The following is a 22,444-nucleotide window of genomic DNA, read 5'->3' on the forward strand; positions in this document are numbered from 1 at the left end:
CGTCTGCGTGGAAGACGAGGGAGGCCCGGAAGTAGGCGGCGGCGTCGCCCCCGCCGCCCCGGCCGACGCCGCCGCCTACTTCCGGGCCTCCCTCGTCTTCCACGCAGACGTCTCCGACGTGGCCGCCGCGCTGAAGGCCGACGGCGACCCCGGCTTCGTCGTCCTGGACTCCCGCTCCACCGAGTCCTGGGACCAGGGCCACATCCCCGGCGCGATCCACCTGCCCACCGCGCTCATCGCCGCGCAGGCCGAGCAGCTCCTCGACAAGAACGTGCCGGTCGTGACCTACTGCTGGGGTCCCGGCTGCAACGGCGCGACCCGCGCCGCCCTCGCGCTCGCCGAACTCGGCCACCAGGTCAAGGAGATGCTCGGCGGCTTCGAGTACTGGGCGCGTGAGGGCTTCGCGTTCGAGACCTGGCAGGGCACGGAGCGGCGCGAGGCCGACCCGCTGACCTCACCGGCGGAATCGGCGGACTGCGGTTGCTGAGCAGCGCTTCAGCCCGTCCGGCCTATGGGGACGAGACGAGGCCCCTTCAGGGCCGAAAGCGGGGTCTGAGAGCGCAGCCATCAGGGTCGGGACGGGAAGGGGCGGCGGGGGCGAGCGAACAGGGCCATGACACCCCCGGCCGCCCCCGGCGTCACAGCCGCGCCAGCTCGTCCACCAGGTCGTCCAGCCCCAGCGACCCCTGCGAAAGGGCCGCCATGTGCCACGCCTTGAGGTCGAAGGCGTCACCGTGCCGCTCACGGGCCCGCTCCCGCCCGAGCAGCCAGGCGCGTTCGCCGAGCTTGTAGCCGATCGCCTGACCGGGGATGCTCAGATAGCGGGTCAGCTCGCTCGCCACGTAGTCCCCGGGACGGCTGCTGTGCGCGTTGAAGAACTCCTCGGCCAGCTCCGGCGTCCAGCGCTCGCCCGGACGGTAGGGGGAGCCGGCCGGGATCTCCAGCTCCGCGTGCATGCCGATGTCGATGATGACGCGTACGGCCCGCAGCATCTGCGCGTCCAGATAGCCGAGCCGCTGCTCGGCGTCCGTGAGGAAACCCAGCTCGTCCATCAGGCGTTCCGCGTACAGCGCCCAGCCCTCGGCGTTGGCGCTGACCCCGCCGAGGGTGGCCTGGTAGCGGGAGAGGCTCTTGGCGACATAGGTCCACTGGGCGAGCTGGAGGTGATGGCCGGGGACGCCCTCGTGGTACCAGGTGGAGACGAGGTCGTAGACGGGGAAGCGGGTCAGTCCCATCGTCGGCAGCCAGGTGCGGCCGGGGCGGGAGAAGTCCTCCGAGGGGGGCGTGTAGTAGGGGGCCGCCGCGCCGCCGGGCGGCGCGACGCACGACTCGACCCTGCGTACCGGATCGGCGAGTTCGAAGTGGGTGCCGTCCAGCGCGTCGATCGCCTGGTCCATCAGCCCCTGGAGCCAGTCGCGGACCGCGTCGACGCCTTCGATGTGCTTGCCGTGCTCGTCGAGGTGCGCGAGCGCCACCCACGGTGTCGCGGCGCCCGGCAGGACCTTCTCCGCCTCCTTCCGCATCTCGGCGAGGAGCCGGTGGTACTCGGCCCACCCGTAGGCGTACGCCTCGTCGAGGTCGAGGTCGGTGCCGTTGTAGTAGCGCGACCAGCGGGCGTAGCGCTCCCGCCCGACGGTGTCCGGGGCGCCGTCCACGGCAGGCACGTACACGTCGCGCATCCAGTCCCGCAGTTCGGCGAGGGCGGCGTTCGCGGTCCGGGCCGCGGAGTCCAGTTCGGCGCGCAGCGCCTCGGGGCCGGGAGAGACGAAGTCCTCGAACCAGCCGCGCCCCGAGCCGTCGGTGTCGATCCATTCGGTGAGCTGTCCGACGAAGGTGACGGCCGGGCGGGGAGGCCCGTACAGCTTGCGTTCCAGACCGAGCGCCAGGGACTCCCGGTAGCCGGCCATTGCCGCCGGCACCGCGCGCAGCCGCTCGGCGATCGCCGCCCAGTCCTCGTCCGTCTCCGTGGGCGTCACGGTGAACACCTCGCGCACATGATGCGCCGGCGAGGAGAGGTTGCTGACCTCGCGCAGGCCCTCGTCGGCCTCGTGGACGGCGAGTTGGGCGGTGAGGCGCTCGCGCAGCAGGCGCGCGCACCGGCGCTCGATGTCGCTGTCCGCGCCGGGCGCGCGTTCCGCCTCGGCGAGCTTGGCGAGGGTGTCGCGCGCGAGCTGCGCGCGCGCCTCCTGGCCGGCCGGCGAGAAGTCGGGCAGTCGGCTCGAACTCTCCCGCACACCGAGGAAGGTACCGGTCACCGGGTCGAGGGCGATGAAGTCGTCGACGTAGGCGTCGGCGACCTCACGGGGCAGCGGGCTGTTGGTCTGTGACATGGGCACCATCCTGGTACGAGGCGGTGCCGCACGTCACGGCGTTTGTCCCGAAGTCGTCGGTGGGAGCAGCGGACCACAGTCCCACTGCTGGAAGATGAGCCGCGTCTCCACCCTGGCCACCTCCCGGTGCGCCGTGAACTCGTCGAGAACCAGCCGCTGGAGGTCGCTCATGTCGGCGACGGCGACATGGACGAGGTAGTCGTCGGGTCCGGTGAGGTGGAAGACCGTCAGCGCCTCCGGCAGTCCTCGGATGCGCTCCACGAACGGGCCCACCAGTTCCCGCCGGTGCGGTCTCACCTGCACGGACAGCAGTGCCTGCAGCCCTCGGCCCAGCTTGGCCGGATCGAGCCGCAGCCGGTTTCCGAGGATCACGCCGGAGCGGCGCAGCCGCGTCACCCGGTCCAGGCAGGTCGACGGTGCGAGCCCGACCTGCGCGGCGAGATCGCGGTAGGTCGTCCGGGCGTCGTTCTGGAGCAGCCGCAGCAGCTGGAGGTCCACCGGGTCGAGTACGACGGATTCGGCCATCGGCCGAACGTAGCACGGTCTACGCGCCACCAAGCCCGCCCGTTGTTCACCCTGCCGTCCATGGACTCAGCCTCAGCGAGCACTCAGGCGTACCCGGACCCGGCGGGCACGCACGCGTACGACGGCGCAGGCACGACCGGGGCGCCCCGCGCACCGGCCACCGAGGAACGTGCGTATGACGGCGTACGCATGTCCGCGCCCCGCGCACTGGCCACCGAGGCCGTGCACGCCGGCCGGGACGACCTGGCCCGACAGGGCCTGCACGCCCCGCCGATCGACCTGTCCACCACGTATCCCTCCTACGACAGCCGCGCGGAGGCCGCCCGCATCGACGCGTTCGCGGCGACCGGCGCCGAACCGGAGGGCCCGCCCGTCTACGGGCGGCTCGGCAATCCGACCGTCGCCCGTTTCGAGACCGCACTGGCCCGGCTGGAGGGCACCGGGAGCGCGGTCGCGTTCGCCAGCGGCATGGCCGCGCTGAGCGCGGTGCTGCTGGCCCGCGCCTCCCTGGGGCTGCGGCACGTGGTCGCGGTCCGCCCGCTGTACGGGTGCAGCGACCACCTGCTGACCGCCGGGCTGCTCGGCTCGGAGGTCACCTGGACCGACCCGGCCGGCATCGCGGACGCGCTGCGCCCGGACACGGGCCTGGTCATGGTCGAGTCGCCGGCGAACCCGACCCTCGCCGAGGTGGATCTGCGGGCGGTCGCGCACTCCTGCGGCTCGGTGCCGCTGCTCGCCGACAACACCTTCGCCACACCGGTGCTGCAGCGCCCCGCCGAGGACGGTGCACGCCTGGTGCTGCACAGTGCCACGAAGTACCTCGGCGGTCATGGAGACGTTCTGGGGGGTGTGGTGGCCTGCGACGAGGAGTTCGCAGGACGGCTGCGGCAGATACGTTTCGCCACGGGTGGGGTGCTCCATCCGCTGGCCGGCTACCTGCTGCTGAGGGGCCTGGCGACGCTTCCGGTCCGGGTGCGCGCGGCCTCCCTGACCGCCGCCGAACTGGTCCGCCGCCTGACCGCCGACCCGCGCGTGGCCCGCGTGCACTATCCGCGGATCGGCGGCGCGATGATCGCCTTCGAGGTGCACGGCGACCCGCACGAGGTGATCGCCGGCGTACGCCTGATCACCCCGGCCGTGAGCCTCGGCAGCGTCGACACCCTGATCCAGCACCCGGCGTCCATCAGCCACCGCATCGTGGACGCGGAGGAACGCCGGGGCGCCGGGGTGAGCGACCGGCTGCTGCGGATGTCGGTGGGTCTGGAGGACGTCGACGACCTGTGGGCGGACCTGGACGGCGCACTGAACGGGGCTTCGGTCGCCGTGAGGTGACGTTCGCCAGCGCGTGGCGGCAGCGCGTGGCCGCTGATTGTGACGGCTTGAAGGGCCCGGCAAGATGCGCGTCGCCGGGCCCTTCGAGTTCGTTGGCCTTGCCTCCGCGAGGCGGCCCGTCCGGCTCAGTCGCGGGCGGTCCGCTCCCCGAGCGGCCCGTACGACCGCCGGGCGCCGGCCGCGGCCGTGTCCAGGCGGGCGGTGATGACGAGCGTGCCCTCCTCGATCTGGTAGTCGAGGGGGAGGTCCAGGCCGCGCATGGCGGCGACCATGCCGGTGTTGGAGGCCTGCGTCACCGCGTACACGCTCTCGCAGCCCGCCTCGAGCGCCATCGCGACCAGCCGGCCGAGCAGTTCGGCGCCGATCCCGCGCCGCTGCCACTCGTCCTCGACCAGCAGCGCGACCTCGGTCTCGTCGCCGTCCCACAGCAGATGGCCGAGGCCGACGATGCGTCCCGACGGCGTCCGCACGGCGAGGGTGCGGCCGAAGCGGGGGCTGAGCAGGTGGGTGAGATAGCGGTCGGCGTCACCGACCGGCCCGTGGTAACGCATGCCCAGGGTGCGCGACGAGCAGCGCTCGTGCATCGCCTTGGCCGCCGCCAGATCGCCGGGGTCGGCCCGGCGCACGGTGATGTCATCGCCCTCCGGCAGCGTCAGCACGTCCTGGCCCGGCGGGACGCGCGGACCCAGCCGGGCGTCCAGCTCCACCAGGGCCCGCGCCCGCGCGAACTCGGTCGGGGTGAACGGCAGGTACGGCCGCTCCACGGTGATCGCTCCGCCTTCCGGTGCCCGCAGGCGCATCACGGTCTCCTCCAGGACGCCTTCCACCGGCACGCCGTCCGGCCCGCGTCCCCCGCCCCGCACCGCGGCGGGCAGTGAACGGATGGTGCAGCGGCCCAGCAACTGGCGCAGGGCGAGCGGCAGTTCGGCGGCGTCCAGGGCGGTCCGGGTGGCCAGGCCGAGGACCCGGGTCGGCGCGTCGACCAGGTCGTGGGCGTCGGCGCGCTCGATCCAGGTGCGGGAGCCGCCCGCCAGGGCCACGGCGCGGCCGATCCCGGCCGCGGGGAGCGAACCGGGTGCCCGCAGCAGGAACTCGTCCACGGTGTCCTCGCCCAGCGGGTGCGTCTGCAGGCTCAGGATGTCGACGCTGTGCTCGGCCAGCGCCGTGCACAGCGCGGCCAGCGATCCCGGCGCATCCTTCACGGTCGTCCGCATCCGCCACAGGGTGCTCTCCTGGGCGACGCCGTCGGGGAGTGCGGACGGCCCGGCCTGCGCCTCGGCGGAGGGCGGCCGGGCATCGGTATCACTGGTGGGTGGTGCCTGGCCGTGGCGTCGTGACCACCAGATGTGGAATCCGGCCGTGACGACCAGGGCGGCCGCCGAGATCGCCAGCAGCCGTGGGCCGTCCGGGCCGTGCACGACGAGGTTGGCGGCCATGTCCGCCACCGCGACCGCCGTGAACAGGGCGGCCAGCTCCACGACGTCCCGCCGCCAGTGGTGCACCGGGCGGCCGTGCTTCGCGCGCGTCACATCAGACATGTCTCGAGTCATGCCGCCACTGTGAAGGAACGGTGTTGCGTGATCACGAACAGCTTGTGACTGTCAGGTAAAGGATACAAATGTCCTTTTTATTGATTCTTCTACGTTCCCCGGGCGCGCCGACCCGGCCGAAAGTGCCGCGCACCGGGAGATGACGCCGGTGCGCGGAGCGTCTTCCACCATAAGGGAGTTCAGGTCCCGGGGATCACTGGCCGACCAGTCCCGGCTGGAGTGACCTGGTGAACAGTACGGTGCCGTCCTGCTCGTGCAGTCGCACCGTCAGCTCCCCGCTCTCGCCGTCGATGTCGGCCTCGCCGTCCCGGCAGGCGAGGGCGGGCGCCGCGCCGAGGCCGACGGGCAGGGGCAGGGCGGCGGGCGCGGCGAGCGAGCCGCGCGGGACGCCGCGGCGGCCGGGGAACGGACGAGATGACATGGGTGGGTCTCCTGGAACGGGGAACTGCCGGTGTGCACCGCCACACCTGCTGGCACACCGCAGCGCGCACGCGAACCACGGATGAGCAACTGGACGCGGCACCGCGCGGACTTGCCGGTCACCCCGCGCGCACGGCCCCCGCCAGCAGACGTACGCCTTCCCGGATTCGCGCCGGTGACAGATGCGCGTACCCGAGGACCAGCCGCACCGCCGGCCCGGCGGCGGTATCCGTGTGGCTGTACTGCGGCAGAGTGCGGACGGCGACGCCCGCGGCCGACGCGCGCTCGGCGAACCCGGCCTCGGGCCCGTAGTGGCCCGGAAGCGCCGCGATGACGTGCAGTCCGGCGGCGATCCCGGTCACGCGGGTGCCGGGGAAGTGCTCCCCGAGCGCCGCCACGAGGGCGTCACGCCGGTCGCGGTAGGCGCGCTGGCAGCGGCGCAGCTGACGGTCGTAGTCGCCGCGCTCCACGAAACGGGCGAACAGCGCCTGGTCCAGGGCGGGATGACCCAGGTCCAGGGTCCGCTTGCGCTCGACGACCTCGTCGGCCAGCGCCTCGGGCACCAGCAGCCAGCCGAGCCGCAGCCCCGGCGCGAGGGACTTGCTGACCGACCCCGTGTACGCCACCCGCTCCGGGTCCAGCCCCTGCAACGCGCCCACGGGAGCACGGTCGTAGCGGAAGTCGCCGTCGTAGTCGTCCTCCAGCACGAACCCGTCCACGGACCGCGCCCAGTCGAGCAGCCGGGTGCGCCGCCGCGCCGAGTAGGCGATTCCCGTGGGGAACTGGTGGGCCGGCGTCGTCACGACGGACCGTACGCCCGACGCCTCCAGCGGCCCGAGGGCGAGGCCTTCCTCGTCGAGGGGGAGGGGGACGGCGCTGACACCCGACGCCGCGTACAGGGCGCTGTGCTGCGGACTGCCGGGGTCCTCCACGCCGACGGCGTCGATCCCGCGCGCGTGGAGGACCAGCCCGAACAGGGCCGTCGCCTGCGCCACCCCGGAGACGACCACGAGCCGCTCCGGGTCGGCGACCACGCCGCGCCTCCGGGCGAGCAGCGCGGCCAGCGCGGTGCGCAGCCGGGGCAGCCCGCGCGGGTCCGGGTAGCCCAGCTCCTGATGGGGCAGCTCGGCCAGCACCCCGCGCTGCGCGGCGGCCCAGGCCGCCCGCGGGAACAGCGAAAGATCCGGCGTCCCGGCCACGAAGTCGGCCCGCGCGGCCGGCGAGCGCGGCGCCAGGTCACGCGCGCGGGGCGGCGCCGCGCGCACGGCGCCGCCCACCCAGGTCCCGGCGCCGCGCCCGCTGCGCAGATAGCCCTCGGCCGTCAACTGCTCGTACGCCTCAGTGATCAGCCCGCGTGACACCCCGAGGTCGGCGGCGAGGTCCCGGCTCGACGGCAGCCGGGTGCCCTGCGCGAGCCGCCCCGAGCGGACCGCCTCCCGCAGGGCCGCCTGGAGGGTGCGGCCCCGCGCGCGGGGCGGGGCGGAGACGGCGGGCAGCAGCACCTCCCACGCGGCGGACACCGAGTTCCCGCCGGAGTTCCCGCCGCTGTCCTCTTCGGCGTCCCCGCCCGGATTGGTCCCCGATGACGTCATGGAAGTGGACCTTAATCCGGGCCGCCGCGCTTCCTAACGTCACCGTCATGAACGTCACCACCACGCGCGGCTCCCTCCTCGCCGCGCTCGCCTGCGTCCTCGTCGGAGCGTCCTTCACCGCCAACAGCGTCCTGGGCGCCTACCCGTACGCCGGCGGGCAGGCCCTGCGCTACGGCCTCGCGTGCCTGCTGCTCGTGCCCTTCGCCGGCGCGGGCGCACTGCCCCGCCTGCGCGCGCTCACCGCCCGCCAGTGGGCCCGCCTCACCCTGCTCGCCGCCGTCGGCATGGTCGGCTTCAACCTCGCGGTCCTGGCCGCCGAACGCTCCGCCGAACCGGCCGTCCCCGGCGTCCTGGTGGGCTGCGCGCCCGTCGTCGTCGCCGTCCTCGTCCCGCTCATCGAGGGACGCCGCCCGCGCCGTACCGTCCTGTACGGCGCGTCACTGGTCGCCGTCGGCGCGCTCACCGTGCAGGGCTGGGGCCGGACGGACGGCGCGGGTCTCGCCTACTCGGTGTGCGCGCTGGGCGGCGAGGTCGGATTCGCGGTGCTCGCCGTGCCCGTGCTGCGGCCCCTGGGTCCGCGGCTGCTGTCGGCCACCGTGTGCGCCCTGGCCGCCGTCGAGTCCACGGCCGTGGGACTGATCCTGGACGGCGGCGGGTGGCTGCGGCGGCCGGACGCCGGTGAGGCGGCCGCGCTGCTGTGGCAGGCGGTCGTCGTCACCGTCATCGGCTTCGTGTGCTGGTACATGGGCATGCAGCGGATCGGCGCGGAGCGCGCCACGCTGTTCTCCGGCCTCATCCCGGTCGCCGCCGCCTGTACGGCCCCGCTCGTCGCAACGGGCTCCTACGGCCCCGCACAGGCCGTGGGCAGCGCCCTCGTGGGGGCCGGAGTCGCCCTGGGCGCAGGGGTGTTGAGCCGTCCCCGGGGTGTCTCAGCGGCTGCCGTCGAGCAGCACGCGCGCGACGAGCGCGGGGTCGTCGTTCATCGGGCAGTGCCCGCAGCCGGGCAGCCGCACCAGACGGGCGCGGGGGATGATCTGCTTCGCGCGGACGCCCTGGCGGCGCACCAGCAGCATGTCGCGGCTGCCCCAGGCGACGGTGACCGGGATGCCGGGGATGTCCTCGGTGAAGCGGACGGTCGCACCGGAGCGCAGGGTCTGGTCGAACCCGGTCGCCCCGGCCAGCGCCAGCGTCTCGGCGACCACGGCCTCGGGTGAACGACGCGCCGGGCGGGCGTAGATGGTGCTGGTGAGGGCGGTGCGGCCGGCCGCCGACCGGGACAGCCGCTCCACCAGAGGCAGCGGCATCCGCCGGGAGAGCTGCCGCATCGTCAGCAGCACCCCGAAGGCGTAGCGCCGCTCGGCCTCCGACCAGAACCCGGCCGGGGACAGGGCGGTGACGGACCGTACGCGTTTCTCCCGGCCGAGTTCCAGGGCCAGCAGACCGCCCAGCGAGTTGCCCCCGACGTGCGGGCGGTCCAGTTCCAGGGCCTCGCAGAAGGCGGAGAACACCGCGGTCGTCGTGGCCAGGTCGTAAGCCAGTCCCTCGGGCAGCGACGGGGACGCGCCGAAGCCGGGCAGGTCCACCGTGATCACGTCGCGCTCGGTGGCCAGGATGTCCACCACCGGGTCCCAGGCCTGCCGGTGATGCCCGATGCCGTGCAGCAGGAGCAGCGGCTCACCGCGTCCCACGCGCGCGTAGGAGACGGTGACGGGCCGCGGCCCGTCGGGGGTGGGGACCGGGAACGAGACGGTGGCGGACATGGGGGTGCTCCTCGTCTGAACAGGCGGACGCGGTACGGGCCTACGGCGGCGGGGCGGGCCGACGGCCGGTCGCGCAGACAGCTTGTCAGCAATTACTACCGACGGGTAGCCCCCGGCGGGCCCGCCGTCTGGACACGGCCCCGGGCCTCGGGATGGGATGGGAGGGTGACCGCAGACACCCTCACCGACGTCTTCGAAGAGCACCGCTCGTTCCTGCTGGGCGTCGCCTACCGCATGCTCGGACGGGTCGCCGACGCCGAGGACGTGGTCCAGGACGCATGGCTGCGCTGGGCCGCCGCCGACCGCGGCGACGTCCGCGAACCCCGCGCCTACCTGGTCCGCGTCGTGACCCGCCTCGCCCTGGACCGGCTGGCCCGCATCAAGGCCCGCAACGAGGCCTACGTCGGCCCCTGGCTGCCCGAGCCGTACGTCACCGACTTCGGCGACACCGTCCAGGACACCGCCGAACGCGCCGTCCTCGCCGACTCCGTCTCCCTCGCCGTCCTCGTCGTGCTGGAGTCGCTGTCCCCGCTGGAACGCGCGGTGTTCGTGCTGCGCGAGGCCTTCGGCTATCCGCACGCCGACATCGCGGCCGTCCTGGACCGGTCCGAGTCCGCAATCCGCCAGCTCGCCGGCCGCGCCCGCCGGCACGTCGACGAACGCCGGCCCCGCTACGACGTCGACCCCGTCCAGCGCCGCGAACTGACCGAACGGTTCCTCGCCGCCGCCGCGGAGGGCGACCTCGCAGGGCTCCTGGACCTGCTCGCGCCGGACGTGCGGCTCGTCGGCGACAGCGGCGGCAAGTCGAAGGCCCCGTTGCGGGTGCTGGAGAGCGCCGACCACGTGGGCCGCTTCCTCGTCGGCGTGACCCGCAAGAGTGTTCCCGACCTGACCGTGCTCGTACTCGAACTCAACGGCGGCCCCGCCGTCCTCGTCCTGTCCGGCGGCAAACCGGACAGCGTCCTCCAGCTCGACGTGGCCGACGGCCGCGTCCAGACCGTCTACGCCGTCCGCAACCCCGACAAGCTGCGCGCGCTGACCGCGTAGGTCCCCTCAGGCACCCACGGCCCCCCTCGGCAGCACGACGGGGGCCTTGCCGTGATGTCACGAGAACGGGCGGGTGCGAACGCCTCGTGAACCCTTCGCTGTCGGGCACCTGTCGGCTCCGCCGGGGATCGACGATTGGTCTTGACCAAGGGTGGGGGCCGTCCTATGGTCGCAGAGAAGTACAACAACCTTTAATAAACAAGGGCGCGAAAAAGCCGCCGTACCACGGCGATTGCGGAGGACAGGGTGGGGACCACGCAACTGGAATCGGTACAGGAACCGAAGTACTGGCATCTGAGGACCGTGCTCAGCGAGGCACTGGACTCGGAGTTCACCGTGGGCGAGATCCTGCCCAACGAGCGGGACCTGGCCGCGCGCTTCGGCGTCGCCCGCGCCACGCTCCGGCAGGCCCTGGAGCAGCTCGAACTGGAGGGGCGGCTCCAGCGCCGCCGCGGTGTCGGCACGACCGTCGCACCGCCCCGGGTGGGCGTCGACGTCGGAGCCGAGCGGCAGGCCTGGCCCGGCGCCTCCGAGGACGCCTGGCAGCCCGTCGACTGCACGCTCGCGGCGCCGCCGCCGGCCGTCGCCGACGCCCTGGGCACCGACCGCGACGAGGCCGTGCACATCGTGCGCCGCTCACGCGTCTCGCACGGGCAGCCCGTCGCCGCGGAACTGCTCTACGTCCCGGGCTCGTCGGTGCCCGGCCTGACCGCGATCGACGCCCCGTCCGGTGCGCCGCGCGCGCGTGCGGTACTACGCGAACTGGAGCGCCTGGAACTGGAGGGCCAGGACCGTGCGGTGGAGCTGGGCTCGGCCCGCGCGGACGACGCGAAGGAGCTCGACCGGCTTCCCGGCGCGCCCGTCCTCGTCGTCACCACCCGCTTCTTCACGCGGGGCCGCACCGCGGCACTCTCCCTGGCCACGTACCGGGCGGACACCTGCCGTCTGACCTTCGGCGCCTCGGGCAACGTGGAGATCCACCACGGTCCGCAACGCCAGGCGTCCTGACCACCCGGTGACCGCACGGCAGACCCCCTGAACGGCCTGCACCCGGTCACCCGCCGCACGAAGGAACGCGCCCCGGAAGCCTTCCGGGGCGCGCTCGCGTACCCGCCCTCGGCAGGCGCCCTCAGACACGCCCCGTCACCGTGCCCTCCACCGCGAAGAGCTGCTCCTCCACATGGTCGAGCGCCAGCCGCAGGGCCCCGGTCGCCACGACCGCCTCCCCGAGCAGGGACAGGGCCACCTTCGGCGGACGCAGACAGTAGCGGGCCAACTCCCGCCGCAGCGGCTCCAGTACGCCGTCCAGTCCCGCCGCCCAGCCGCCGATCACCACCAGTTCGGGATCGAGGGCCAGCACCAGCGCGGCCACGTCGTGCACGAGGCGCTGGATGAACCGCTCCACGGCCGCCCGCGCCTGCTGGTCGCCCTTGCGCGCCTGCGTGAACACCTCGGCGACCGCCTGCTCGTCCAGCGGATGCAGCGGTTCGTCCGTCGTGGACAGCAGCGTCTCCGGAGTCACCCCGCGCCCCAGCAGGTGCAGCGCGCCGATCTCCCCGGCCGCCCCGCCGTACCCGCGGTGCAGCCGCCCGCCGATCAGCGAACCCGCGCCCGGACTCAGCCCGGCCAGCACGAACACGACGTCGTCGGACTCGGTGGCGGAGCCCTTCCAGTGCTCGGCCACGGCCGCCGCGTTGGCGTCGTTCTCCACCAGCACCGGACACTTGAAGGAACGGCTGAGCCGCTCGCCGAGACGCAGCCCCGTCCACTCGGGCAGGGCGGTGCCCAGCCGTACGGTCCCGTCCGCCTCCACGATGCCCGGCGTGCCGACGCCGACGGCCCGAAGGGAACTGCGCGCAACCCCGGCCCGCCGCAGCAGCTCGGCGACCGCCGTCCGCAGCCGTTCGAGCCGTTCGTCGGCGGGCGCGCGCTCGTCGACGTCCTTCGCCTGCGCGCCGAGCACCCGCCCGTCCAGGTCGGCCAGCAGCACGGCCACCCGGTGCGCCCCGATCTCCAGGCCCAGCAGATGACCGGCCTCGGCCCGGAACCGGAACCGGCGTGCCGGACGCCCCTGCCGCCGGGCAGCCCCCTCCTCGGCGGCCTTCTCGACGACGAGTCCGGCGCCTATGAGGTCCTCGACGACCCCCTCGACGGTCGGCCGGGACAGCCCCGTCACCCGGGTGATCTCCGTGAGCGTCGCGCAGTCGGTGGCACGCAGCGCGTGCAGCACCACCGCGGAATTGATCCTTCGCAGCAGCGAGGGATCCCCGCCGGTCAGCCGCCCCAACGTCCGTCCTCCCAGCTATCGCGCGTGTGGGGCGGATCGTACTCGGCGCGGGGCACCCCGGCGAGCGCGGCCCGCACCCCGGTCCGCCTCACGCGCCGGTCCGGCCCGCCGAGACGAACCCCGACTCGTACGCCGTGATCACCGCCTGCGTGCGGTCGCGGGCCCCCAGCTTCGCCAGCACCCCGCTCACATGCGACTTGACGGTCTCCGTGCCGACGACCAGCCGCGCGGCGATCTCCCCGTTGGACAGTCCACGGGCCATCAGCCGCAGCACCTCGGCCTCCCGCTCGGTCAGCCGCGCCCGCTCCACCAGGTCGCGCGCCGCCCGCTTCCCCGGCCCGTCGCCGTACGAGGCGGCCAGCCGCCGGACCGACGCGGGGAACAGCAGCGACTCGCCCTCGGCGACCAGCCGCACGGCGTGCACGATCTCGGCGGGCCGGGCCCGCTTCAACAGGAACCCGTCCGCCCCCGCGCGCAGCGCCTCATACACGTACTCGTCGTTCTCGAAGGTCGTCACGACGAGGATCCGCGGCGGCCCGTCCACCGTCCGCAGCACCGCGCGGGTGGCTTCGATCCCGTCCATCAACGGCATCCGTACGTCCATGGCCACCACGTCGGGCCGCAGCCGCCGCACCAGCGGGATCACCGCCGCCCCGTCCGCCGCCTCCCCGACCACCTCGATGTCGGGCTGCGCCTCCAGCACGGCCCGCAGCCCGGCGCGCACCAGAGGTTCGTCGTCGACGAGGAGCACGGTGATCGGCATCGGGCCAGCGTAGATCAGCTCAGCGGCAGCTCCGCACGCACCTGCCAGTCGCCCTCGTCCGGTCCGGTGGACGCCCGTCCGCCGAGCAGCGCGGCCCGCTCGTGGATGCCCCGCAGTCCGCTGCCCCGGACCGGGGCCGGTATGTGCCCGGTCAGCGGATTGCGGACCTCCAGGCTGAGCACGCCGGCCGCGACCTCGATGCTCACCCGGACCGGAACGGACCCCGCGTGCCGCAGCGCGTTGGTCAGCGCCTCCTGGAGGATGCGGTAGCCCTCGCGGGACGCGGGACCGGGCACGGCCTCCAGCGCCCCGGTCAGCTCGGCGTCCACCTTGGCACCCGACGCGCGCGCCGACTCCAGCAGCCGGTCGGCGTCCGCAAGCGTCGGCCGGGCGCTCACCGGCCGCTCCGCCTCGCGCAGCACCCCGAGGACCCGCTCCAGGTCCTCCAGCGCGGCCCGGCCGGTCTCCTCGATCGCGGCGAGCGCCCGGTCGGTGAACGCCGGATCGCCCGCCGCCCGCGCCGCGCCCGCCTGCACCACGGCCACCGTCAGGGCGTGCCCGATGGAATCGTGCAGTTCGTGGGCGATGCGGTTGCGCTCCAGGAGTTGTTCGGTGCGCTCCTCCAGGGCCGCGAGCCGCTCGCTCGCCGAGGGCCCGAGCAGCCGCCGCGCGAGAGCGGTGACCCACGAGCCGAGCCCGACGACGACGCCGTACAGGGTGAGGAGGGGCAGCGGCACCAGGAGGGCGTACCACCAGTGCGGCGTCGCCTCGGCGAGCACCGGCACGTCGTGGGGCACGCGCCCACCCGCGAGGCCGGCCAGCAGGTAGGCGAGGACGGGCAGCCAGACACAGGCGATGCTGGTCACCACCCCGAGCGCCATCCGCACCTCCAGCCACACCACTGTGCGCAGCCGGTCCCGCCAGCCCGTCGCCCTGGCCACCGAGAACCCCGGGTCCCGCACGCCCGGAGACAGCAGCAACTGCGCCTGCACCCCCTCACCCGTGCGCACCGCGGGGATCAGCCCGAGCGGGATCAGGGCCAGCGCCGGCACCCACGGCTTCGACACGTCGACGAACAGCCAGACGCTCACGACCAGCATCGGCACCCACAGATGCACCAGTCGCGTGTACGTCGTCCCCCGCAGCAGCGGGCGCAGGAATCGGCCCATGCGGCCATCGTGCCAGGCACCACCGACAACGGGCCTCCCCCGGGCGGGGGAGACGGACCCCGCCGACGGGGGAGGCCGGGTACCGGACCGGGCGGCGATCGTAGGGTCATGACCAGCATCGACGTCCTCGACCTCACCAAGGAGTTCGGCCCCAGGCGAGCTGTGGACCAGCTCACCTTCCGCGTCCTGCCCGGCCGCGTCACCGGCTTCCTCGGCCCCAACGGCGCCGGCAAGTCCACCACTCTGCGCCTCGTCCTCGGCCTCGACCGGCCGACGTCGGGAACCGCCAGGATCGACGGCCGCCCCTACGCCACGCTGTCCGAACCCCTGCGCCACGTCGGGGCGTTGCTCGACGCGCAGGCTGCGCACGGCTCCCGCACCGGCCGCGACCATCTGCGGGCCCTCGCCGCGAGCAACCGCATCCCATTCCGCCGGGTCGACGAGGTGCTGGAGGAGACCGGGCTCGCGCCGGCCGCGCGCCGCCGCGTGAAGACGTACTCCCTCGGCATGCGGCAGCGGCTCGGCATCGCCGCCGCCCTGCTCGGCGACCCCGAGGTGGTGCTGCTCGACGAGCCCTCCAACGGCCTCGACCCCGAGGGCATCGTCTGGATCCGCGGACTGCTGCGCCGTCTCGCGGGCGAGGGACGCACCGTCCTGGTCTCCAGCCACCTCATGAACGAGACGGCCTCCTTCGCCGACCATCTCGTCGTCCTCGGCCGGGGCCGCCTGCTGGCCGACACCCCCATGCGGGACTTCATCGACGCGCGCGTACGGCCCCGCGTACGGGTCCGCACCTCCGACCCCGCCGCCCTGGAGAAGGCCCTCACCCGGCAGGGCCACGAGGGAGTCGCCCACGACGACGGGCACTGGACGGTGGACCACGCGCGCGTGGACGACATCGGCCGTCTCGCGTCCGAGGCCGGCGTCCCGCTGCTCGAACTGACCGCGCAGGAAGGCACGCTGGAGCAGGCCTACCTCGATCTGACCGCCGCCGAAACCGAGTTCGCTGCCGCTCCCCAGGAGGCCTGACATGGGATTCGCCCCCGCACTCCACGCCGAGTGGATCAAGATCAGCACGCTGCGGTCACAGGCCGCGACCTTGTGCGCCATCCTCCTCGCCACCGTCGCCTTCTCCCTGCTCGCCGCGGCCGACACGGAGGGAGCGGACGCCGATCCGCTGTTCTCCGCCTTCTTCGGCGTCAGCTTCGGCCAGATCGCCGCGGTGGCCTTCGGGACGACGGCGGTGGCGGCCGAGTTCCAGGGCGGCGCACTGCGCGTGTCCCTGGCCGCGGTCCCGCGCCGGGGCCGCTGGTTCGCCGCCAAGGCCACGGCGATCGCCCTGCCCGTCCTCGCCGTCGGTCTGATCACCGGCCTGCTGACCTGGGCCGTGGGGCGTGCGGCGCTCGGCGACCGGGCCGAGACGTTCGGCACGGCCGAGGGACTGCGAGCGGCCGTGGGCTGCGGGCTCTACCTCACGCTGATGGCCCTGCTCGCCGCCGGCCTGACGGCCGTTCTGCGCAGCGGGGCGGCCACGCTCGGCATCCTCATCCCGTTCCTGCTGATCGTGTCCTTCGTGGTCGGCGACATGTCCGGCTCCGACGCCGACTTCCTCCCCGACCGGGCCGGCCAAGTCGCCCTGCACGGCACGTGGGAGGGCTCGCTGGGGCCGTGGACCGGCCTCGCGGTGACCGCCCTGTGGACGGCCGCCGCCCTCGCGGCGGGAGCGTGGCGGACACAGCGCCGGGACGCCTGAGCGGGCCCGCTTACTGACGCGGCGCCAATTGTCAGTGGCGGCGGGTTTACTGGATCACATGGACATGGAGAAGTACCTCGCTCTCGCGGACGTGCTGTCCTCCCGGGGGTTTCCCGCGGAGGACTGCGCGTCGGACGTCGGCGAGGGCGGTCCCGGTTTCCATCTCGCGCCCTTAGCGGCGAGCCACGGCCTGCGGGTGGCGGACCGCGCGGTGCGCGTCGCCGAGGCGGAGCGGTTCCACGAGGACGGGGAGGTCCTGGCGGGGAAACTGACCGAGCGCTGGGGAGAGCCGTACCGCGTCGGCCTCCAGACGATCCGGCTGCGCACCGCGCAGGAGGAGATACCCGAGCCCTGGGCCCGGCTCAGCCTCCTCGTGGGGGACGTCCACCTCTGGGAGCTGCCCGCGCAGGGCCGTTGGGCCGCCCTCGGCGTCGCCGACCTCGACCAGGACGACGAGGTCCGGCTCCTCCTGCTGGTCACCGAGACCGCCCCGCCCTGACCGCACCAACCCTGACCGCACCGCACCGCGGCCCGGCCGTCAGTCCTCGGCCGCCACCCGCAGCCGAGCGAACTCCTCCGCCATCGTCGCGGCCGTCCAATGCGCGTTGAGCCCACTGGGATTCGGCAGCACCCACACACGCGTGCCCCCGATCACCCGCTCCTGCGGGCCCACCTGCGCCGTCCGGTCGTCGAACGCCACCCGGTACGCGGTCACGCCCACCACCGCCAGCCATCGCGGTGCCAGCCGGACTACCTTCTCCCGCAGCAGCTTGCCGCCCTCGCGGTACTCCTCCGCCGTCAGCTCATCCGCGCGCGCGCTCGCCCGCGCCACCACGTTCGTGATGCCGAGGCCGTACGACAGCAGTTCCCCCTGCTCGGCCGGCTTCAGCAGCCGGGGCGTGAAACCGGACAGGTGCAGCACCGGCCAGAAGCGGTTGCCCGGGCGGGCGAAGTGGTGGCCGGTCGCCGCCGTCATCAGGCCCGGGTTGATGCCGCAGAAGAGGACACGGAGGCCGCCCGCGACGACGTCCGGTACGAGACGGTCGCGGGCGGCCTCCAGTTCCGCCTGGGTGAAGCGGGTCAGAGGATCGCCCCCGGCGTGTAACCGGCGGCCTCCGGCCGCTGCTTGACGATCTCCTCGATCCGGCCGACGACGACGGCCACCTGGTCGGCCGCGGCACCCGTGAAGGACAGCTTGTCGGCCATCAGCGCGTCGAGCTGTGCGCGGTCCAGCGGGATGCGCTCGTCGGCGGCGAACTTGTCGAGCAGTTCGTTGCGCCCGGCGCCGGCCTCGCGCATCGCCAGCGCGGAGGCCACCGCGTTCTCCTTGATCGCCTCGTGCGCCAGCTCCCGGCCCACGCCCGCCCGCACCGCGCCCATGAGCACCTTCGTGGTGGCGAGGAACGGCAGGTAGCGGTCCAGTTCACGGGCGACGACGGCGGGGAAGGCACCGAACTCGTCGAGCACCGTCAGGAACGTCTCCAGCAGACCGTCGAGCGCGAAGAACGCGTCCGGCAGCGCGACCCGGCGCACCACCGAGCAGGACACGTCACCCTCGTTCCACTGGTCGCCCGCCAGTTCGCCGGTCATCGACGCGTAGCCGCGCAGGATGACCATCAGGCCGTTCACGCGCTCGCAGGAGCGGGTGTTCATCTTGTGCGGCATCGCGGAGGAACCGACCTGGCCCGGCTTGAAGCCCTCGGTCACCAGCTCGTGCCCGGCCATCAGCCGGATCGTCCTGGCGAGCGAGGAAGGCGCCGCCGCCAGCTGCACCAGCGAGGTCACGACCTCGTAGTCCAGCGAGCGCGGGTAGACCTGGCCGACCGAGGTGAACGCCTGCGAGAAGCCGAGGTGCCCGGCGATCCGCTGCTCCAGCTCCCCGAGCTTGGCCGCGTCGCCGCCGAGCAGGTCGAGCATGTCCTGGGCGGTGCCGACCGGTCCCTTGATGCCGCGCAGCGGGTAGCGGCCGAGCAGCTCCTCGACGCGCCCGTACGCCACGAGCAGCTCGTCGGCCGCGGTCGCGAACCGCTTGCCCAGGGTGGTGGCCTGCGCGGCCACGTTGTGCGAGCGGCCGGCCATCACCAGCTCGGCGTACTCGCCGGACAGCTTGCCCAGCCGGGCCAGCACGGCCACCGTACGGTCGCGGACCAGCTCCAGGGACAGCCGGATCTGGAGCTGCTCGACGTTCTCCGTGAGGTCGCGGGACGTCATGCCCTTGTGGACCTGCTCGTGCCCGGCGAGGTCGTTGAACTCCTCGATCCGCGCCTTCACGTCGTGCCGGGTGACCTTCTCGCGCTCGGCGATGGAGGCCAGATCGACCTGGTCGAGGACACGCTCGTAGTCGGCGATCGCCGAATCCGGCACCTCGATCCCGAGGTCCTTCTGCGCCCGCAGCACGGCGAGCCAGAGCTGACGCTCCAGCTTCACCTTCTGCTCGGGCGACCAGAGCGTGGCGAGCTCGGCGGAGGCGTAGCGTCCGGCGAGAACGTTGGGGATGCGGGGCTTGGCGGGAGCAGAAGTCACGTGTACGGATTCTACTGGCGATTCGTGCAGGCCAGTGCCATCGCCCTGTTCGGCGGAACCTACGAGACCCAGGTCACGCACGACCACGGCCGCCGCGGACCGGGTCACCCACGACTACCGCCGCGGTCCCTCGTACGGCAGCAGGTCGGGGCGCTTCGGGGGGAGGCCGTCGCCCGAGGAGCGACCGGTGAGGCGGCGGGCGATCCACGGCAGCAGGTACTGCCGGGCGAACCGGGCGTCGGCCACCCGGCGGGCGACCCAGGCCGGCGGCACCGTCGCGGGCATCGGCTCGCGCCACTCGGTGTCCTCGGGGTCGTACCCGAGGCCCTGCCAGACGGCCTCGGCGATCCGGCGGTGCCCCTCGGCCGTCAGGTGCAGCCGGTCCACGTCCCACATCCGCGGGTCGCCCAGGGACGGGGCGCCGTACAGGTCGACGACCAGTGCGCCGTGCCGGGAGGCGAGGTCGTCGACGCAGGCGAACAGCTCCTCCATGCGCGGCCGGAAGCGCTCCAGGACCGGGCCCTGCCGGCCGGGGCTGCGCATCAGCACGAGCTGCTTGCAGGACGGGGCGAGCCGCTCCACCGCCTCCGTCAGCAGGTCCCGCACCCGGACCATGTCGCACTTGGGGCGCAGCGTGTCGTTGAGGCCGCCGACCAGGGTGATCACGTCGGCGCCCATGGTGGCCGCGACCGGCACCTGTTCCTCGACGATCTGGCCGATGAGCTTGCCGCGCACCGCGAGGTTGGCGTAGCGGAAGCCGGGGGCGTGCACGGCCATCCGGCCGGCGAGGAGGTCCGCCCAGCCGCGGTAGGTGCCGTCGGGCAGCAGGTCCGACATGCCCTCGGTGAAGGAGTCGCCGACCGCGACGAGGCTGGAGTGCGGGGGAGTGGTGTTCGTCTGCATGGCGTCAGCGATGGTAACCCGCACGCCATACCCAGCGGTCGGTCACCCCCCGCCGCCCGGTCTCAGGCCCGCTGCCCGAACAGCTCCCGCAGCACGTCCTCCATGGTGACCAGCCCGGCGAGCCGCCCGTCGGAGCCGAGCGCGGCCGCCAGGTGGGTGCGGCTGCCGCGCATCGCGGTGAGGACGTCGTCCAGCGGCGTCGTCTCCCGCACCCGGGCGATGGGCCGCAGGTCCCCCACCCGGAACGGCTCGTCCCGCGGCGAGGCGTCCAGCGCGTCCTTCACGTGCAGGTAGCCGACGATCCGCCGCCCCTCGTCCACCACGGGGAAACGGGAGAACCCGGACTCGGCGCCAAGCCGTTCCAACTCCTCCGGGGTGACGCCCACGCGCGCGTAGACGACACGCTCCAGCGGCAGGACGACGTCACGCACCGGGCGTCGCCCCAGCTCCAGGGCGTCGTGCAGCCGTTCCTGGGCGCGGTCGTCGAGCAGGCCCGCCTCGCCGGCGTCCCGCACGATCTGGGCCAGTTCCGCGTCCGAGAACGTGGCCGTGACCTCGTCCTTCGTCTCGACGCGCAGCAGCTTCAGCAGGACGTTGGCGAAGGCGTTGATGGTGAAGATCACCGGCCGCAGTCCGCGGGACAGCGCGACCAGCGGCGGTCCGAGCAGCAGCGCGCTGCGCACCGGCTCGGCGAGCGCGATGTTCTTCGGCACCATCTCGCCGAGCAGCATGTGCAGATACGTCGCCAGGCTCAGCGCGATCACGAACGACACCGCGTGGCCCGCGCCCTCGGGGACGCCGACCGCGTGGAACACCGGCTCCAGCAGGTGCGCGATCGCCGGTTCGGCGACCACACCGAGGACCAGGGTGCACAGCGTGATGCCGAGCTGGGCCGCGGCCAGCAGCGCGGACACGTGCTCCAGCCCCCACAGCACGCTCTTGCCGCGCCGGTCGCCCTGTTCGGCGTACGGCTCGATCTGGGAGCGGCGGACGGAGATCAGCGCGAACTCGGCGCCGACGAAGAAGGCGTTGACGACCAGGGTCGCCAGGCCGATGAGCAGCTGGACGGCGGTCACCGGTCCGCTCCTTCCGCGGGGTTCCTGGTGAGCGGGGCGTGCAGCAGGACGCGCGCGGCCCGGCGCCCGGACGCGTCGACGACGTCCATGCGCCAGCCGGCCACGTCCACGCTGTCGCCGACGGCCGGGATACGGCCCAGCTCGGTGGCGACGAGGCCGGCGAGGGTCTCGTAGGGGCCCTCGGGGGCGTGCAGCCCCACTCGGGCGAGCTGGTCGGTGCGGGCGGCGCCGTCGGCCGAGTAGGTCTGGCGGCCCTCGTCGTCGGTGCCGGCGCGGGCCAGGTCGGGCGTCTCGTGCGGGTCGTGCTCGTCGCGGACCTCGCCGACGACCTCCTCGACGATGTCCTCCAGGGTCGCCACGCCCGCGGTGCCGCCGTACTCGTCGATGACCACGGCCATCGTCCGCTTGCCGGAGAGGCGGTCCAGGAGCCGGTCCACGGTCAGGGACTCGGGGACCAGCAGGGGTTCGCGCATCAGCTCGGCGACGGGCACACGCGCGCGGTTCTCCGCGGGCACGGCCAGGACGTCCTTGATGTGCGCGGTGCCGACGACGGTGTCCAGGCCGCCGCGGTACACCGGGAAGCGGGACAGGCCCGTCGCCCGGGTCGCGTTGGCCACGTCCTCGCAGGTGGCCTGTGCGTCGAGGGCGATCACCTGCACGCGCGGGGTCATCACGTTCTCGGCGGTGAGGTCGGCCAGGTTCAGGGTGCGCACGAACAGCTCGGCGGTGTCCGCCTCCAGGGCGCCCTGCCGGGCCGAGTGCCGGGCCAGTGCCGCCAGTTCCTGGGGGCCGCGGGCGGAGGCCAGCTCCTCGGCGGGCTCCAGGCCGAACCGGCGTACGACCCGGTTGGCGGTGTTGTTGAGGTGGCTGATGAACGGCCGGAAGGCGGCGCTGAACCAGCGCTGCGCGTTGCCCACCCGCTTGGCCACGGCCAGCGGGCTGGAGATCGCCCAGTTCTTCGGCACCAGTTCGCCGACGACCATCAGGAACACCGTCGACAGCGCCGTGCCCAGGACCAGGGCGACCGTACTCGCCGCCGTGCTCGACAGACCGAGGGACTCCAGCGGGCCGGAGATCAGCTTGGCGATCGAGGGTTCGGCGAGCATGCCGACGACCAGATTGGTGACGGTGATGCCGAGCTGGGCGCCGGAGAGCTGGAAGGTGAGGTTGCGGACTGCCTTGAGGGCGCCGGCCGCGCCCCGCTCGCCGCGCTCCACGGCCCGTTCCAGTTCGCCGCGTTCGACCGTGGTCAGCGAGAACTCCGCGGCGACGAAGGCACCGCAGGCGAGCGACAGCAGGATCGCCACCAACAACAGGAGCAGTTCCATCACCGGTTCACCTCCGTCCCATGATCGGACAGGGCAGGCAGGATCGCGCGGTGTCGGATACTGGGAGGCTCGCCCATGGGCGGACG

The 22,444-nt window shown here is 73.6% G+C and carries 21 protein-coding genes and 1 pseudogene; 8 read left to right on the forward strand and 14 right to left on the reverse strand.

Annotated elements, in window-relative coordinates; all coding sequences use genetic code 11:
• Nucleotides 1-7: 7 nt before the first annotated feature.
• A complete protein-coding gene (locus P1P75_RS08990; RefSeq protein ID WP_319253382.1) occupies nt 8-487 on the forward strand; it encodes a rhodanese-like domain-containing protein in 480 nt (159 codons plus the stop codon).
• A 151-nt stretch (nt 488-638) separates the two neighbouring features.
• Here P1P75_RS08990 and P1P75_RS08995 read toward each other — a convergent pair whose 3' ends face one another.
• On the reverse strand, nt 639-2,330 hold the full coding sequence (locus tag P1P75_RS08995; protein WP_319253299.1) for a DUF885 domain-containing protein: 1,692 nt from the start codon (nt 2,328-2,330) through the stop codon (nt 639-641).
• A 33-nt stretch (nt 2,331-2,363) separates the two neighbouring features.
• Complete coding sequence (locus P1P75_RS09000; protein WP_319253301.1) at nt 2,364-2,855, reverse strand: Lrp/AsnC family transcriptional regulator; 492 nt, start codon at nt 2,853-2,855, stop codon at nt 2,364-2,366.
• 189 nt (nt 2,856-3,044) lie between these two features.
• On the opposite strand from P1P75_RS09000, the gene P1P75_RS09005 reads away from it, so the two are divergent.
• Nucleotides 3,045-4,187 (forward strand): PLP-dependent transferase, encoded by a 1,143-nt coding sequence (locus tag P1P75_RS09005; protein WP_319253384.1) that lies wholly within the window; start codon nt 3,045-3,047, stop codon nt 4,185-4,187.
• 125 nt (nt 4,188-4,312) lie between these two features.
• Here P1P75_RS09005 and P1P75_RS09010 read toward each other — a convergent pair whose 3' ends face one another.
• The 3 genes from P1P75_RS09010 to P1P75_RS09020 form a co-directional block, all read right to left on the reverse strand.
• Nucleotides 4,313-5,725 (reverse strand): GNAT family N-acetyltransferase, encoded by a 1,413-nt coding sequence (locus tag P1P75_RS09010; protein ID WP_319253303.1) that lies wholly within the window; start codon nt 5,723-5,725, stop codon nt 4,313-4,315.
• A 205-nt stretch (nt 5,726-5,930) separates the two neighbouring features.
• Complete coding sequence (locus P1P75_RS09015; protein WP_319253394.1) at nt 5,931-6,158, reverse strand: hypothetical protein; 228 nt, start codon at nt 6,156-6,158, stop codon at nt 5,931-5,933.
• A 118-nt stretch (nt 6,159-6,276) separates the two neighbouring features.
• A complete protein-coding gene (locus tag P1P75_RS09020; RefSeq protein WP_319253305.1) occupies nt 6,277-7,749 on the reverse strand; it encodes a PLP-dependent aminotransferase family protein in 1,473 nt (490 codons plus the stop codon).
• 47 nt (nt 7,750-7,796) lie between these two features.
• Here P1P75_RS09020 and P1P75_RS09025 point away from each other — a divergent pair.
• Nucleotides 7,797-8,633: pseudogene (locus P1P75_RS09025) on the forward strand (DMT family transporter); the annotation flags it as partial.
• 45 nt (nt 8,634-8,678) lie between these two features.
• Here the strand turns inward: P1P75_RS09025 and P1P75_RS09030 are convergent.
• Nucleotides 8,679-9,509, reverse strand: a complete 831-nt coding sequence (locus tag P1P75_RS09030; RefSeq protein ID WP_319253307.1) for an alpha/beta fold hydrolase — start codon at nt 9,507-9,509, stop codon at nt 8,679-8,681.
• Nucleotides 9,510-9,674: 165 nt separating this feature from the next.
• Here P1P75_RS09030 and P1P75_RS09035 point away from each other — a divergent pair, with 165 nt between their 5' ends.
• Nucleotides 9,675-10,556, forward strand: a complete 882-nt coding sequence (locus P1P75_RS09035) for an RNA polymerase sigma-70 factor (protein WP_319253309.1) — start codon at nt 9,675-9,677, stop codon at nt 10,554-10,556.
• Between the two features lie 246 nt (nt 10,557-10,802).
• A complete protein-coding gene (locus P1P75_RS09040; protein WP_319253311.1) occupies nt 10,803-11,564 on the forward strand; it encodes a GntR family transcriptional regulator in 762 nt (253 codons plus the stop codon).
• 121 nt (nt 11,565-11,685) lie between these two features.
• On the opposite strand, the gene P1P75_RS09045 is transcribed toward P1P75_RS09040, so the two are convergent.
• The 3 genes from P1P75_RS09045 to P1P75_RS09055 all read right to left on the reverse strand — a co-directional run bounded on the left by P1P75_RS09045 (nt 11,686) and on the right by P1P75_RS09055 (nt 14,775).
• A complete protein-coding gene (locus P1P75_RS09045; RefSeq protein WP_319253313.1) occupies nt 11,686-12,843 on the reverse strand; it encodes an ROK family transcriptional regulator in 1,158 nt (385 codons plus the stop codon).
• An 88-nt stretch (nt 12,844-12,931) separates the two neighbouring features.
• Entirely contained in the window at nt 12,932-13,606 is a 675-nt protein-coding gene (locus tag P1P75_RS09050) for a response regulator transcription factor (RefSeq protein ID WP_319253315.1), read from the reverse strand.
• A gap of 14 nt (nt 13,607-13,620) precedes the next feature.
• Nucleotides 13,621-14,775 (reverse strand): histidine kinase, encoded by a 1,155-nt coding sequence (locus tag P1P75_RS09055; RefSeq protein WP_319253317.1) that lies wholly within the window; start codon nt 14,773-14,775, stop codon nt 13,621-13,623.
• A gap of 108 nt (nt 14,776-14,883) precedes the next feature.
• Between P1P75_RS09055 and P1P75_RS09060 the strand changes: the two genes are divergently transcribed.
• Genes P1P75_RS09060 through P1P75_RS09070 form a run of 3 tightly spaced genes read left to right on the forward strand, consistent with a single transcriptional unit; the run spans nt 14,884 to nt 17,027 of the window.
• The gene (locus tag P1P75_RS09060; protein WP_319253319.1) at nt 14,884-15,804 is read left to right on the forward strand and encodes an ATP-binding cassette domain-containing protein; all 921 of its coding nucleotides are present in this window, start codon (nt 14,884-14,886) and stop codon (nt 15,802-15,804) included.
• Nucleotide 15,805: 1 nt separating this feature from the next.
• Nucleotides 15,806-16,528 (forward strand): ABC transporter permease subunit, encoded by a 723-nt coding sequence (locus tag P1P75_RS09065; protein WP_319253321.1) that lies wholly within the window; start codon nt 15,806-15,808, stop codon nt 16,526-16,528.
• Nucleotides 16,529-16,586: 58 nt separating this feature from the next.
• Nucleotides 16,587-17,027 (forward strand): hypothetical protein, encoded by a 441-nt coding sequence (locus tag P1P75_RS09070; RefSeq protein ID WP_319253323.1) that lies wholly within the window; start codon nt 16,587-16,589, stop codon nt 17,025-17,027.
• A 39-nt stretch (nt 17,028-17,066) separates the two neighbouring features.
• Here P1P75_RS09070 and mug read toward each other — a convergent pair whose 3' ends face one another.
• The 5 genes from mug to P1P75_RS09095 all read right to left on the reverse strand — a co-directional run bounded on the left by mug (nt 17,067) and on the right by P1P75_RS09095 (nt 22,361).
• On the reverse strand, nt 17,067-17,612 hold the full coding sequence (mug, locus tag P1P75_RS09075; RefSeq protein WP_319253386.1) for a G/U mismatch-specific DNA glycosylase: 546 nt from the start codon (nt 17,610-17,612) through the stop codon (nt 17,067-17,069).
• Entirely contained in the window at nt 17,609-19,051 is a 1,443-nt protein-coding gene (gene purB / locus P1P75_RS09080) for an adenylosuccinate lyase (RefSeq protein ID WP_319253325.1), read from the reverse strand. Before purB ends, mug begins: the two co-directional genes overlap by 4 nt.
• Nucleotides 19,052-19,165: 114 nt before the next feature.
• A complete protein-coding gene (locus tag P1P75_RS09085; protein WP_319253327.1) occupies nt 19,166-19,954 on the reverse strand; it encodes an SGNH/GDSL hydrolase family protein in 789 nt (262 codons plus the stop codon).
• Between the two features lie 62 nt (nt 19,955-20,016).
• A complete protein-coding gene (locus tag P1P75_RS09090; protein WP_319253329.1) occupies nt 20,017-21,030 on the reverse strand; it encodes a hemolysin family protein in 1,014 nt (337 codons plus the stop codon).
• Nucleotides 21,027-22,361, reverse strand: a complete 1,335-nt coding sequence (locus P1P75_RS09095; protein WP_319253331.1) for a hemolysin family protein — start codon at nt 22,359-22,361, stop codon at nt 21,027-21,029. Before P1P75_RS09095 ends, P1P75_RS09090 begins: the two co-directional genes overlap by 4 nt.
• Nucleotides 22,362-22,444 lie beyond the last annotated feature (83 nt).

It is taken from the genome of Streptomyces sp. ID05-39B (genome assembly GCF_033794725.1).
Classification (GTDB): Bacteria; Actinomycetota; Actinomycetes; order Streptomycetales; family Streptomycetaceae; genus Streptomyces; species Streptomyces bobili.

Coding starts and splice junctions, on each gene's coding strand:
- P1P75_RS09030 (WP_319253307.1), bottom strand. CDS start 9,509: ATGTCCGCCACCGTCTCGTTCCCGGTCCCCACCCCCGACGGGCCGCGG.
- P1P75_RS09085 (WP_319253327.1), bottom strand. CDS start 19,954: ATGCAGACGAACACCACTCCCCCGCACTCCAGCCTCGTCGCGGTCGGC.
- P1P75_RS08995 (WP_319253299.1), bottom strand. CDS start 2,330: ATGTCACAGACCAACAGCCCGCTGCCCCGTGAGGTCGCCGACGCCTAC.
- P1P75_RS09070 (WP_319253323.1), top strand. CDS start 16,587: ATGGACATGGAGAAGTACCTCGCTCTCGCGGACGTGCTGTCCTCCCGG.
- P1P75_RS09005 (WP_319253384.1), top strand. CDS start 3,045: ATGTCCGCGCCCCGCGCACTGGCCACCGAGGCCGTGCACGCCGGCCGG.
- P1P75_RS09010 (WP_319253303.1), bottom strand. CDS start 5,725: ATGTCTGATGTGACGCGCGCGAAGCACGGCCGCCCGGTGCACCACTGG.
- P1P75_RS09015 (WP_319253394.1), bottom strand. CDS start 6,158: ATGTCATCTCGTCCGTTCCCCGGCCGCCGCGGCGTCCCGCGCGGCTCG.
- P1P75_RS09000 (WP_319253301.1), bottom strand. CDS start 2,855: ATGGCCGAATCCGTCGTACTCGACCCGGTGGACCTCCAGCTGCTGCGG.
- P1P75_RS09055 (WP_319253317.1), bottom strand. CDS start 14,775: ATGGGCCGATTCCTGCGCCCGCTGCTGCGGGGGACGACGTACACGCGA.
- P1P75_RS09050 (WP_319253315.1), bottom strand. CDS start 13,606: ATGCCGATCACCGTGCTCCTCGTCGACGACGAACCTCTGGTGCGCGCC.
- P1P75_RS09060 (WP_319253319.1), top strand. CDS start 14,884: ATGACCAGCATCGACGTCCTCGACCTCACCAAGGAGTTCGGCCCCAGG.
- P1P75_RS09020 (WP_319253305.1), bottom strand. CDS start 7,749: ATGACGTCATCGGGGACCAATCCGGGCGGGGACGCCGAAGAGGACAGC.
- P1P75_RS09065 (WP_319253321.1), top strand. CDS start 15,806: ATGGGATTCGCCCCCGCACTCCACGCCGAGTGGATCAAGATCAGCACG.